This is a genomic window from Wolbachia endosymbiont of Pentidionis agamae (assembly GCF_036711655.1).
In the GTDB taxonomy this organism is placed as follows: domain Bacteria; phylum Pseudomonadota; class Alphaproteobacteria; order Rickettsiales; family Anaplasmataceae; genus JAZHPY01.
The window spans coordinates 1-12,575 of record NZ_JAZHPY010000023.1; the positions used below are offsets into that span (position 1 = coordinate 1).

12 protein-coding genes and 1 pseudogene are annotated in these 12,575 nt (G+C 29.9%); 5 read left to right on the plus strand and 8 right to left on the minus strand.

What is annotated here, in order from left to right; genetic code table 11:
• A pseudogene (locus V6U76_RS02085) lies at nt 1-145 on the minus strand (PD-(D/E)XK nuclease family transposase); the annotation flags it as partial.
• A gap of 269 nt (nt 146-414) precedes the next feature.
• Between V6U76_RS02085 and V6U76_RS02090 the strand changes: the two are divergent.
• Nucleotides 415-1,230: a hypothetical protein gene (locus tag V6U76_RS02090; protein WP_333023367.1), complete on the plus strand. Its 816-nt coding sequence runs from the start codon at nt 415-417 to the stop codon at nt 1,228-1,230.
• A 32-nt stretch (nt 1,231-1,262) separates the two neighbouring features.
• Here V6U76_RS02090 and V6U76_RS02095 read toward each other — a convergent pair whose 3' ends face one another.
• Both V6U76_RS02095 and V6U76_RS02100 read right to left on the minus strand, forming a co-directional pair.
• Nucleotides 1,263-2,564: an ankyrin repeat domain-containing protein gene (locus V6U76_RS02095; protein ID WP_333023368.1), complete on the minus strand. Its 1,302-nt coding sequence runs from the start codon at nt 2,562-2,564 to the stop codon at nt 1,263-1,265.
• A 14-nt stretch (nt 2,565-2,578) separates the two neighbouring features.
• The gene (locus V6U76_RS02100; RefSeq protein ID WP_333023369.1) at nt 2,579-3,376 is read right to left on the minus strand and encodes a tetratricopeptide repeat protein; all 798 of its coding nucleotides are present in this window, start codon (nt 3,374-3,376) and stop codon (nt 2,579-2,581) included.
• 336 nt (nt 3,377-3,712) lie between these two features.
• On the opposite strand from V6U76_RS02100, the gene V6U76_RS02105 reads away from it, so the two are divergent.
• The gene (locus V6U76_RS02105) at nt 3,713-4,681 is read left to right on the plus strand and encodes an ankyrin repeat domain-containing protein (protein WP_333023370.1); all 969 of its coding nucleotides are present in this window, start codon (nt 3,713-3,715) and stop codon (nt 4,679-4,681) included.
• A 205-nt stretch (nt 4,682-4,886) separates the two neighbouring features.
• Here the strand turns inward: V6U76_RS02105 and V6U76_RS02110 are convergent, their stop codons facing one another.
• Both V6U76_RS02110 and V6U76_RS02115 read right to left on the minus strand, forming a co-directional pair.
• A complete protein-coding gene (locus V6U76_RS02110) occupies nt 4,887-5,759 on the minus strand; it encodes an FKBP-type peptidyl-prolyl cis-trans isomerase (protein WP_333023371.1) in 873 nt (290 codons plus the stop codon).
• Nucleotides 5,756-6,577 (minus strand): polyprenyl synthetase family protein, encoded by an 822-nt coding sequence (locus V6U76_RS02115; RefSeq protein WP_458695391.1) that lies wholly within the window; start codon nt 6,575-6,577, stop codon nt 5,756-5,758. The genes V6U76_RS02110 and V6U76_RS02115 overlap by 4 nt, the downstream gene beginning before the upstream one ends.
• 108 nt (nt 6,578-6,685) lie before the next feature.
• On the opposite strand from V6U76_RS02115, the gene V6U76_RS02120 reads away from it, so the two are divergent.
• Together V6U76_RS02120 and fabF are read left to right on the plus strand one after the other, a co-directional pair.
• Nucleotides 6,686-6,958, plus strand: coding sequence for an acyl carrier protein (locus tag V6U76_RS02120; protein WP_333023373.1), 273 nt, complete (start codon nt 6,686-6,688; stop codon nt 6,956-6,958).
• Nucleotides 6,943-8,220: a beta-ketoacyl-ACP synthase II gene (fabF, locus tag V6U76_RS02125; RefSeq protein WP_333023374.1), complete on the plus strand. Its 1,278-nt coding sequence runs from the start codon at nt 6,943-6,945 to the stop codon at nt 8,218-8,220. Before V6U76_RS02120 ends, fabF begins: the two co-directional genes overlap by 16 nt.
• An 86-nt stretch (nt 8,221-8,306) precedes the next feature.
• Here the strand turns inward: fabF and fumC are convergent, their stop codons facing one another.
• The gene (fumC, locus tag V6U76_RS02130; RefSeq protein ID WP_333023375.1) at nt 8,307-9,683 is read right to left on the minus strand and encodes a class II fumarate hydratase; all 1,377 of its coding nucleotides are present in this window, start codon (nt 9,681-9,683) and stop codon (nt 8,307-8,309) included.
• A 99-nt stretch (nt 9,684-9,782) separates the two neighbouring features.
• On the opposite strand from fumC, the gene V6U76_RS02135 reads away from it, so the two are divergent.
• The gene (locus V6U76_RS02135; protein WP_333023376.1) at nt 9,783-10,793 is read left to right on the plus strand and encodes a hypothetical protein; all 1,011 of its coding nucleotides are present in this window, start codon (nt 9,783-9,785) and stop codon (nt 10,791-10,793) included.
• An 80-nt stretch (nt 10,794-10,873) separates the two neighbouring features.
• On the opposite strand, the gene V6U76_RS02140 is transcribed toward V6U76_RS02135, so the two are convergent.
• Together V6U76_RS02140 and dapF are read right to left on the minus strand one after the other, a co-directional pair.
• Nucleotides 10,874-12,025 carry a porin gene (locus V6U76_RS02140; RefSeq protein ID WP_333023377.1) on the minus strand — a complete coding sequence of 384 codons (1,152 nt, stop codon included), beginning with the start codon at nt 12,023-12,025 and terminating at the stop codon, nt 10,874-10,876.
• A 67-nt stretch (nt 12,026-12,092) separates the two neighbouring features.
• The coding region (gene dapF / locus V6U76_RS02145; RefSeq protein ID WP_333023378.1) for a diaminopimelate epimerase at nt 12,093-12,575 on the minus strand (483 nt) is incomplete at its 5' end.

Below are 12,575 nucleotides of genomic sequence, written 5' to 3' on the forward strand. Positions count from 1 at the left end.
AACTCCACATCCATGATTTTATTCTCTTCCGAAAACTCTAAAATATCGTTCAAAAGTGAATTAGAATGTCCTTATTTTTTTCTGTACCAAAAATCCTCTTGAATGCAACATCGTTCTTCGGATCTAGGAATTTTGTGAGTGTCATAGCTAAAATTTTAATAATATACTACTAAAGATAATTTTTCAAGGATATTGTCTTTGATTTCCTGATACATTTCATCAATCAATTTACCATTGATTTCTTACATGACTTCCTTATAACCTTCATCTTTATGATCTATATGCAATAGAGGTAATTACCTATGTTACATAAATTGGCCAATTCTTAAATTTGCATATAGGTTCTTATGAAGAGCGTTGACAACATTAGTGTTTTATTATATATTATTTATATAGGTAATAAGATTAGGTTTAATGAGAAAATTATTAATCTTTGATTTCGATGGGACTGTTATTGATGGTCATATGCATAGCCATTTTTGTAGTCTTTATAAATCTGATTATAACTCTGGTAGAAATGATGCAGTGACGGAACAGGATGTTGAAAGTTTTTTACAGAGTTCTGGTGGAATAAAAAATAAAGAAAAGTTGTCCTGTATGTTGAAGAGTGCGTTAAATTCAGAGAATGTAGAAGTTGCTATTGCATCATTCACACGTTATCCAAAGGCAGTGAAATTGATTATCCAAAAACACTTAGGTTTAAGTGAAGGACAAGCACAGAAGATTAGGATTGTTGGTTCAACAGGAAAAGAATTAGAAGATGTACGAGAGAGGGAACATACAATCAAACCATTTCTAGAACAACGAGATATTGGAAAAAATCTACACATATTTTATCATACATTGAGATACAAATCTAAATATTATATATCACCACAAGAGGTAATGTTGGTTGATGATGATGAAGACAATATTAAAGTTCTTAGTAATATACATGAGCATCCATCCTATTTATTAAGAGGTCAATATTATATTTCAGAGGTCTTAATTGATCCGGATACCGTGGATTGGACTCAAGGTTATGATGACGATGTGTTTACAACTGATATAGGTAAAGAAGAGTTAAGGAGCATAAAATTTAAAGGTGTTTTTGTTCCAAGCAAAACAGCTAATCAGAGTACAAGTTGTGATTATTTAGATGAAGTAGAAAAATTTATTTCACCTGCAACAATGTTAGAGGAAGTCAGAGATGAACCTGCTGTAAAGAAGCAAAGGACCAATATAACTTAAGACACGTAGAAGTGAAATTTGAGATGATAAAATCAAAAGGTTAATACTAAACTCTTTAATTTATTTTTTATTGTTTTATATATATTCATTTTTCTTCTATTACTCTTTATAAGAAGAGGTAAAAAAAAGCTAAGTTTAAGTTTCTTTTTATATTCTTTTTCTTGTTTATTTATATGGTATATAAAAAATCCTATAAGCTCTTTATTACCTCTTACTTCTTCGAAGTGTTCATTAATAAATAAATCTATCGGTGTTAAGTTATTATTACATTCTATGCTGAGATCTGCATGATTTTCTATGAGTATTTTTGTTATGTCAAAATGATTATTCTGGATAGCAAAATGAAGCGGAGTATATCCGGATAAATTTCTGTTATTAATACTTGAGATAACTTTTAAAAAAAATTTTACAATTTGCATATAGCCTGCTCCGGCAGCTATATGTAAAGGATTATTTCTATCTTCATCCATAGAATTTACATCTGCACCAAGTTCTAGTAATAATTTAACTGCTTCTAAATTTCCAGTGTAGATAGCCTGACTCAACCTATCAGGCTTTATATTTCCAGTTTTTGCTTTCAAAAATTTTGCTACGTTTTTATTGTTGTGATACACAGCATAATCTAATGCATCTAAGCCGTGCTTATTTATTAAACTAATAAAATTCATTAACTTATCTTTATTTTTTCTATATCGATTTATAATTAACTTTGCAACCTTCACTTGATCTATAAAAAAAAGTACTGTATTACCCTCCGAGTCTCTCATTTCTATATTGGATCCACTTTTTATAAGGTACTCTATAACTTTCATTTTGTTATTTTTTACCGCTAAAAATAAAGGAGTATTTAGATTAACATCTTGAAGTTCAATTTCTGCTCCTTTTTCTAGCAATATCTTGATATTTCTACAAGAATTACAAGATATAGCAGCTAAATGTAAAGGTGTGCGGTGTTCTTGAAAATCTTTTTCATTAACTTCTGCTCCATTTTCTATAAGTAACCGCATTAATTCTGTGTCATCACAAAACGCAGCAAAATGCAGTGGAGTAAATCCTGCTCTATCTTTAGAATTAATTGTAATTTGATTTATAAATAATTTAACAATTTTTTTATACCCATATAAAACAGCATAGTGTAATGGAATCCTATTTTCATCATCTATAGCGGTAAAATCTGCTTTATTTTCAAGAAGTAATTTTATTCCTCTAATGTCTCCTATTTTTGCACACTTGTGTAAGAAAGTGGATCCATGACTATCTTTTGCATTGATATCACTACCATCTTCTATCAATTGCTTTATTTCATCTTCATAGCTTTTTGGCAAATCATCCATCTTACTTCATTTCTTTATAAATTTTGTAAACTTGCGGAGGAGATTACAAGCTTCTTTATTGTCTTTAATCTTTTTGCTACTTGTTTTCTTGATATTAAATCATCTAAAATAATATTAGATTGATCTAGAAATTTTTTATAGAAAGTTGCAGCATTTTTAAAATCTGACAATTTATCTAAAATAACAGCCAAATTATAAATATAAAGAGCATTTTCTTGATCAAGAGACACTGCAGATAACATATAATATTTAGCTTTTTCTAGATCGTTCTTATAAGCATATACTAGACCTAAATTAGCAAGCAAAAAAGAATCTTTTTCCATAATTTTATGTAATTTTAACATTTCAGTTAATGCTAAATCTATATTATACTCTGATATTAATGTCAAAAAATTTGCTAATAAAAGCTTATCATCAGAATATGTATCAAGTAAATCAAGGTATATTTGCACAGCTTGTTCATATTGCTTATTAGCGTAATAAATATTTCCTAACCCTACTAAGGCATTTTTATGATTGGGAAATCTCGCAATTATTTTGTTAAAAAGATCTAAAGCTGTTAAAGCATCTCCTTGTTTTAATGCATTATTTGCTCTTTCCAAAGTAAAAGATAAACTTTCCGAATTATTCGTAACTTTTATATCAAATTTATTGCTTACCTTTTCAAGTATATCAATACTTTCTTCTGCATTTTTAGGAGATTTCATATGTTCAGTAATGTGAGAAAAAACCTCTTGAATACGAGTATCAGAAATTCCATAAACACGAAAAGATATAAGAAGCATAAAAGTATAAGTTAATGCACGTAACATAGCTAAGATTTTTATACCACATTAATTCAATAGATCTCTTAGAAAAAATAAAAAGATACTAACAAAATAGCTTTATTAGAGAGATTGAAAAATCATACAGAGTAAGAAATTTATTTTTTCTTAAGAAGAGTGTGCACGGCAAAAATTTTTGCTTCCGCAGTTTCGCCATTACCATTATAATATAGGAAATCAAGTAAAAATCTCAAAATTCTAAATGTTCAGTTTACGCTGAATGTCCAATTCTTTTAAAGAAAAAATAAATTTAATTAAAATTCTAAAAAAGTACTTGAGATCTTTACTATAATGGTATATAATTAATAAATATAGGTAAATTTTATGATTAAATCTTACAAACAGCTTTTGAAAAAAATAAATGAATATATCAATAATAATATTGACGTTGATGTGCATTATGTTGATGAAGAAGGCAAAACTCTTTTACATTACGCTGCTAAATATGGTAATATAAAAGGTGTAACGTTTCTGATTGAAAAAGGAGCTGATTTTAATGCAAAAGATCATAATGGATGGACTCCTTTACATCTCGCTGCTAAATGTGGGCATACAAAAGTTATAGATGTTCTAATAAAACATAGAGCTGATGTTAATTCTCTTGATAAATGTGGTTATACTCCTTTGCATTATGAAAAAGATTTAAAAACCAAAAAATTATTTGTGGAGGATATTACAAGATCAGAAATTCCTAGTCCAGATATTGTGAATGATGAGGGATTTAGGGAAAACAAAGAAATTATACACAATTATGTTGACATGTATTTTTATCATAAACAATGCGAAGCAGAGTTAAAAAAGCTCAAAAAGACAGAAGTTACACTACATGAGATTTTAAAAGAGAAAAATTTAGATAAATTAGCAAATTTGTGGTTTGAACATAAAAGTATACAAGAACAGGAAGAATTAAAGGAAAAATATCAACACTACTCTGATATTTTAATTGATAAGATTAATAAAGTAAAAAAGCATATCTTTATTAAAAATAATGAGCCTATTGTTAAGTGTTTATTTGATGGTGAGAATAAAAAATTACAAAACATGGCGTACGATAAATTAGTTGAGTTTGTACGTGAGTTTGAATCCTTTGATATATTTGTAGATGTGAAAATTAATTATAGTAATATAATTAATTTTGATATTTCTGGGTTCATTCCTACAAAACTTAATGCGATGTCGTTAGCTACTATTATGAGTATGGAAAAAATAAAAGAAGTGGAAAAACCTCAAACTCCAAATTCTAAAATCTCAGATGCTGAAGTTGCAGGAACATCAAGTAGCATGTACATCTAAATCTCAGATAAAAAAGGTATGGAATTTTAATAGCTACTATAGATAAATCAAAACCTATAGTAGCTGCAGTATAGACATTATAGGGTTCTGCTGCAGCAGCTGGTATGCCTGAAACAAATTTGGTAGTTGCAATGTAGATTAAGTAGGAAGGCAAGGTCAAAAATAAGCTCTTTGATGAGTGCATATTAGAAATATCTAAATCCGCTTATAAATTTCTTTCATTCTGTAAAGTGAATTCAAGAATTGAAATATTCTTTTTATCAATATTCTCAATTAATATAGAGCCACCAGCAGTTAACATATCAGGAGGAGAAATAACAGTTCTGTTACTACTTGTTGTCATCCCTATTACTCCTAGCTGAAAAGCTAGTGGTGCTTGTGCATCGCCAACTCTAAAATTTAAGATTTGGTTTTCAATAGTAGGTTCACCATTGTATTTCCTTATATTATATTTTATCGATATGTTATCACCACATTTTACTTTCTTGCCTCTGCTAGGTAAATTATCAAATATCATTAAATTATCAACTGAATCTGGGTATGGATCTTTGATCTCAATTAGTTTTACATAGTATGAAACTAAATTTGTTTTACCATTTTCATCAGTTGAAATAACAATTACGCGTTCTCCTCCTTCTTTCATGCCTATAATTCCTGAATCTAATTCCTTTGACTTGCTTTTTCCTATTTCCCAGATCGTATCGGAATTCTGATTTTGAAATAAAAATGTTCCAGAAATTTCATGTATTTTCAATAAAACTTTTTGACCGCAGTAAGCCTTTTTACCATAACCTTCTGTGATATCAGAAAAGGTTATTGCATCCTCTTCTTTAACTTCATTTAAATATTCTGTTAAACCATTCTTTTTAACGTAACGATCAAATGCAGAATCAATTACAGGTTTTATAAAATTATGTGCTATTATTTGTGCTAAACTTCCTGAACCAAAAATTTCTACACCTTTTTTTGGAGTATTTTTATTGCCGTATATAACAAGTGTAATAAATATTGTACAGAAAGATAAAAAAATTAAAACATAAGATAATATCATTAATATACTTTTTCTTATCCATTTCATACAGTTCTTATGAAATCTAATAATTTATGAAGCTCTGTAGTATCTGTTAAAATTCTTTTTAAGTTATTGCAAGATTCATTATATAAATTTTCTATATATTCTCTCATTTTTTGCTCACCTAATATAAAGAACAGGTTATTTATTTTATCTTGTTTAGAATCTAGGATATCATCTTTTGCCTGAAATATTAAACCTAAATTCAATCCATAGCTATATAATTCATAACATTCCTTGCTTGATGCTCCTCCTATTATTGCACCAATTTCACACGAAGCAGCAAAAAGTTTAGCAGTTTTCATTAGATGAACTTTATATATTTCATCAAAACTTGTATATGTGTTATAAATATCCAATGATTGTCCTCCCATCATTCCTCTATATCCTATTGCTTTCGAAAGTGTATTTATAATTTCACAACATCTATTTTCCTTCAATGAAGACAATATTTCAAAAGCTAGTGATAAAAGAGAATTACCAGCAAGAAGCGCCTGTGCTTCACCAAATTTTTTATGGCAGCTAGGCTTTCCACGCCTAATATTGCTATTATCCATACATGGTAAATCATCATGTATTAAAGAATAGGTATGAATGAATTCAACTGCAACTGCAACAGGCAATACTCTTTCTGTTTTTACACCAAATGTACTAGAAGAGATAAATATAAGTAGTGAACGTATGTACTTGGCAGGAGCAAAAATTGAATATTGCATTGCTGAATATAGGTCACTACATTCTTTTATATTAGGAAGAAATCTTTTGATTGCAGAGGTAAGAAGAAAAGATAAATCTTGATAGCGTTCACTAAAATATAAACCTATTGACACGACATGTAAATATTGCAAAAATTAAAAGTTATTTTAATATATGTATGTATTAAAGTTTAATTTTATTATATAGAAAAGAATACAATAAACAAAGAATGTGTTATGAATATTGATTATACTAAAGAAAAAGTAGAAGAAGAACTTAAGGAAATTATACTAAAATCTACGAAAAAAGTTACTGAGTTAGAAAGGTCTTTTACATTTGATGGCAACCTAGAGATAGATAGTTTAGAGATAGTCGAAATGATTATGGATATTGAGTCACACTTTTGTATAGAGATACCAGATGAAGATGTACAAAAAATGAAAAATGTTGGTGATGTTTTTGATTATGTTACAGCAAAAAAACTACAAAGCCAATGCATAGAAGAGTAGTAGTTACTGGCATTGGTTTAGTAACTCCTCTTGCGGCTAATGTCAAGAGCACCTGGTCTAGGTTAATAAGTGGTGCTTCTGGTATACGCACAATTTCGCAGAGTCTTTTTGATGCTTCTGATCTTGATTGTAAAATTGCAGGTCAAGTGCCTTTACAATCTGATGAAGGTTTTAGTGAATCTGGATTCAATCCGTCTCTTTATAACGATCAAAAAGATATAAAGAAGATGGATAAGTTCATTCATTATGGTATCGCAGCAGCTGTAGAAGCAGTGGATGATTCTTTTATCTTAACAAGTCCTAATGTTAATTTAGAACGTATAGGTGTGGTCATAGGTTCTGGAATAGGTGGATTGCCATCTATTCAAGAAAAAGTTATAGCTATGCAAGAAAGAGGCCCGAGGCGTGTTAGTCCATATTTTATTCCATCTAGTTTAATTAACTTAGTATCTGGTCATGTTTCTATTAAGTACGGTTTCGTCGGTCCAAATGATTCAGCAGTTACGGCATGTGCAACTGGCGCGCATGCAATCATTAACTCAGCAAGGACTATAAAACTTGATGAAGCAGATGTTATGATTGCAGGTGGAGCAGAAAGTGCATTATGCAGGATAGGAATTGCAGGATTTTCATCTATAAAGGCACTATCAACTAAATTTAATCATAGTCCAGAACATGCATCAAGGCCATGGGATCGTGATCGTGATGGTTTTGTTATGGGTGAAGGTTCTGGTATTTTAGTACTCGAAGAGTACGAACATGCAAAAAAGAGAAATGCTAAAATATATGCAGAACTTGTTGGTTATGGATTAACGGGAGATGCTTATCATATTACAGCCCCTCATCCTGAAGGGAAAGGTGCATTTAATGCGATGAAAATTGCTCTAAAAAGTGCAGAAATTAATGCTAACCAAATAGGTTATATAAATGCTCACGGAACTTCAACACCTCTAGGTGATAAAATTGAAGTTATAGCAATAAAAAAATTACTCGGTGATTATGCATATAAAGTACCCATTTCCTCAACTAAATCTTCTATAGGGCATTTACTTGGCGCTGCTGGCAGTGTGGAGGCCGTATTTAGTATACTCGCCCTTAATAGTGGGATTATTCCGCCAACTTTAAATTTATATAACCCTTCAGAAGGGTGTGATTTAAATTTTGTTCCTTTAAAAGCTGAGGCACATCATATTAAGTATGCATTATCAAATTCATTTGGTTTTGGTGGAACTAATGCCTCACTAATCTTTGCTACAGTATAAGAATATTTACAATATTCTATATATAATATTTAATGTAATAAAATTACTAAGGTTCAATTAACATCAATATTTGATTACAATATTTGTTAAATAAATTTTTCTGGCTTTACTATTTTTTCAAATTCATTTTCAGTAAGTAGCTCAAGTTTTATTGCTGCTTCTTTTAAAGTTATATTTTTTTCATGAGCAAATTTTGCTATTTTTGCTGCATTATCATAACCTATATGTGTGTTTAATATGGTGACAAGCATGAGAGATTGATCGAGTAAATTTTTTATCCTTTCTTTGTTTGCTTTGATACCAATAACACATTTCTCTGTAAAATTCAAACTGCTATCAGCTAAGAGTATAATAGATTGCAGGACATTATAAATTATTACTGGCTTGAATACATTCAGTTCAAAATGACCGTTTGATCCTCCGACTGTCACGCTTACATGATTACCCATTACTTGTGCACACACCATTGTTACTGCTTCACACTGAGTTGGATTAATTTTACCAGGCATTATAGAAGACCCAGGCTCATTTTCTGGTAATATTATTTCACCAATTCCGCATCTCGGACCTGAACCAAGTAGTCTTATATCATTTGCTATCTTCATTAAACTTACTGCAATTGTATTCAGTGTACCGCTAAGTTCAACTAGTGCATCATTTGCTGCCAATGCTTCAAATTTATTACTTGCTGAAACAAATGGGAGCTTGGTAATTTGTGCAACCTCCTTAGCAAAATCTTCAGCAAAGCCTTTTTTACAATTTAACCCTGTACCAACTGCAGTTCCTCCTTGTGCAAGCTCGTATATATCACTTAATACTAATTTTATTCTTTCGATTCCTTTCTTGATTTGAGCTGCATAACCAGAAAATTCTTGTCCAAGTGTTAAAGGCGTTGCATCTTGCAAATGAGTACGCCCTACTTTTATTATGTTTTGAAATTCATATACTTTACTATCCAGCGCTCCATATAATTTCTTAAGACTTGGGATAAGCAGTTCATTTACTTGTTTTGCTGCTGCAATATGCATTGCAGTTGGAAAAGTATCATTAGAAGACTGACCATAATTTACATGATCATTTGGATGTACAGGAAATTTGCTACCTAATTTACCACCAAGAATTTCTATGGCACGATTACTAATCACTTCATTCATGTTCATATTAGTTTGTGTTCCAGATCCAGTTTGCCAAACAACTAGAGGAAACTCATCATCAAATTTTCCTTCAATTATCTCTTGTGCAGCTTGGCAGATTGCATTTCCTATTTTTTCGTCTATAGCACTATATTTTATATTAACTTTAGCTGCTGCAAGTTTAACTATAGCTAAAGCTTTTATTAGAGGCTTTGGCATTTTTTCCATACCAATCTTAAAGTTCTCTAAAGAACGTTGAGTTTGTGCGCCCCAATAATGTTCACTTAGTACTTCTAGTTCTCCTAAACTATCTGATTCTATTCTAGCCATATCTATATTTTTTATTAATTTAAATGCTACCAATAACAAAACAAGAAGTCAATATGCTTGACTTATTCACAAAAAGATGCTAGTATTTAGTGAGGCAAAATGCGTAATTATGATTCATTAAGTGACAGTAATAAAAAATTATACAATGAGTTAAGTAATGAAATAAAAAATAACAACCTAGATGCTGTACTAAATCGTGTAGTGGAATGTAAGAGAGATGGATCTTATACAGAACAAGATTTATGTGATGTTTTTAGTGTTCATGATAAAAAAGGCAATACATTGATAATTGATGTTATTGATAAAAATGTAAAAACTGCCGCAGTAATTTATAGAAATATTGTTTTATCTGAATCTTACACTCAATGTGAATATTATAAACATGCATATTATATTGCAAATGATTTAAAAAATAAAGTATTAGATATGATTCTTAAAGATCAAGGTAAGAGTGATATAGTTGAAAAAGTTATAGAATTTAGTAAAATAATATGGCCATCAATATTTATTGAGACCAGATTAAGAGATGAATTTAAGCAGGCTATTCAAAACGGAAATTTTGACGATGCTGGTAAATTTTTCAAATATGATATGGAGAATAACACTTTAAGTTTAAAAATTTTCTTTATGGGCTGCGATTGGGTATATGAGCCTATTCAGGAAATTAAAGAGAAAGGTAGTACAAAATTTTTAGAAAACGTCCTCGAATTCGCCAAAAAACATAATTTTCTTGAAGAATTTGTATACGCAAATTTTTATGGTGGAAATGAATATATAGATTTGTCAGAGTATGCCAAAGCACTAGGAGTAGAGCAGCAAGTTAAGAAAATAATTGATCAGTATGAGCAAAAATCTGGTTTCTTAAACAAAGTTAGTGAACATAAAGGAAAATTTGCAGTTTGTACATTGCTTTTATTTGGTTCTGCTACAGCTTTTATATTAGAACAATTTATAATTGGAGGAGTTATAGGAGCAATTGGGGCATTAGCAATTTTAGTATCACTAACAATGACAACAGAGAAAGGCAAAAAAATACAGGATAAAGTGAGTAATTCATTAAGTAATTTATTTGTTTCTGAACAATCACAAAAAGATATTGAACTCTGCTAAGTTTATTAGCTAGCTCAAAATTGAGAGAAAAAATTTATCTTTGTTTTATTAGGAAAAGGTAATACTTTAAAGGCTTTACGTTAAAGATTAAAATTCAGCCCAGCAAGGAAAACATAACCTGAATTCTTTTCTGTAACATTTGCTTCTTCTGCATTAAATTTCACAAGCTCAAAGTAATATGAAGAACCGTGGAATAAAGGATATTCAAGGCTTGCAGCATATGCGGTTAATCTATTTATACCTTTAGTTTCTATATCCCTTACACTTTGAAAATACGTTAGACTTAGCTTACGCAGATCAGAATGATAAGCAATGCCTGTATTAAGATAATATGTATTACTTGTTTCAGGGTTCATTTTTCTGCCTGACTTATTACCATTACCATACGAAAAAATACCATCTAGGTTAAAATATTTAACTTTCATACCAAGATTCCAGTGCATTAAGTTATTGAGAGTAATACTATTCTTAATTTCCTTTTTAGGTGCAACTTCTCCAGTTAAAGCAACATTAATGCTTATATCATCTGAAATACTATTCTTATATGAAAGACCTGCAGCAAGTATATTACTATATTGTAAATCATCCGTTTCTCCAAGCACGTAACTTAATCCCAACTGAAAATTATAAATCTCTGGTGAAATATAATTTACTGATGATTGTTTGAATTCATGACTCAATCCATGATAACTAGTATAAACATTAGGCTTCACCCAAAATACATTGTCTTTATCATAGCCAGCACCATCATCTTTTTTATGATTACCACGTAAATTTGTATAATTTACCCAATCACCATTAACTCCTCCTGTAGCAGCACTGATCTTTGAAGTATTAATTAGCATTTTATGACTAACTAAATCATTTTTACCGTATTCAATGGAGCCAAGGTTTGCATTTTTCACTATTAGATATGCTTTTTCTACTTTTAATTCATCAAGATCCAGTTCTGTTAATTTTATTACATCTGAAATCCCAAGCTTTACATTAAAGCCGGCTTGATTTTTTTTAGAAAAACGCTGTAAATAAAAAAGATTAGCATTAGAATAACTTGAAATTTTGTCCTTAGGTTTGATATCAAAAATATTCTCATTAAAAGCATAACCAAACTTAAGGTTAATTTTCCCACTTAAATCAGCATAGAAATATTTTTTATCTAAAACAATATTTGCAAAAGCGCCACTTCCAAAACAAAGAAAGCAAAACGCTATCAACATATAATATTTTTTCATGCTATATATTTATTATTAGTAATGTTCAGTATATACAAAAACTTTAGTAATAAAACACTTATATTAACTATATATTCATAAATCCATGAAAAACATACTCTACTTTACCTGTCATGAATACGTTATTCGTTGTTTCATCCCATTCTATAAGCAAATCTCCTCCAATTAATTTTACTCTCGTCTCTTTATGAGATATGTATTTTCTTAAAATAGATGCAACTAGAGCTGCGCATGCTGCACTACCGCATGAATCAGTAATCCCAACTCCTCTCTCCCATGTTTTTAAAATTATGTGCTTTTTTTTACTAATTTCTGCAACACTTACATTGATCTTATTGGGAAATAATTCATGATTTTCAAGTGTTGGTGCTAACTTCTCAAAAGGTACATTTATAATATTTTTAACAAAAAAAATCAGATGAGGATTTCCAATATTTACCGCAACTGGATTTTTTAGCATTGCTATTTCTATAGGAAGGCATAAAGTGTTATACTCAGAAGATAATGGAATTTCATTCCATTGGAATAAAGGTTTTCCCATATTAATCTT

Excerpts from the sequence above, each read along its gene's own strand:
- V6U76_RS02090 (WP_333023367.1), top strand. The coding sequence starts at position 415 with ATGAGAAAATTATTAATCTTTGATTTCGATGGGACTGTTATTGATGGT.
- V6U76_RS02095 (WP_333023368.1), bottom strand. The coding sequence starts at position 2,564 with ATGGATGATTTGCCAAAAAGCTATGAAGATGAAATAAAGCAATTGATA.
- V6U76_RS02100 (WP_333023369.1), bottom strand. The coding sequence starts at position 3,376 with ATGTTACGTGCATTAACTTATACTTTTATGCTTCTTATATCTTTTCGT.
- V6U76_RS02105 (WP_333023370.1), top strand. The coding sequence starts at position 3,713 with ATGATTAAATCTTACAAACAGCTTTTGAAAAAAATAAATGAATATATC.
- V6U76_RS02110 (WP_333023371.1), bottom strand. The coding sequence starts at position 5,759 with ATGAAATGGATAAGAAAAAGTATATTAATGATATTATCTTATGTTTTA.
- V6U76_RS02120 (WP_333023373.1), top strand. The coding sequence starts at position 6,686 with ATGAATATTGATTATACTAAAGAAAAAGTAGAAGAAGAACTTAAGGAA.
- fabF (WP_333023374.1), top strand. The coding sequence starts at position 6,943 with ATGCATAGAAGAGTAGTAGTTACTGGCATTGGTTTAGTAACTCCTCTT.
- fumC (WP_333023375.1), bottom strand. The coding sequence starts at position 9,683 with ATGGCTAGAATAGAATCAGATAGTTTAGGAGAACTAGAAGTACTAAGT.
- V6U76_RS02135 (WP_333023376.1), top strand. The coding sequence starts at position 9,783 with ATGCGTAATTATGATTCATTAAGTGACAGTAATAAAAAATTATACAAT.
- V6U76_RS02140 (WP_333023377.1), bottom strand. The coding sequence starts at position 12,025 with ATGAAAAAATATTATATGTTGATAGCGTTTTGCTTTCTTTGTTTTGGA.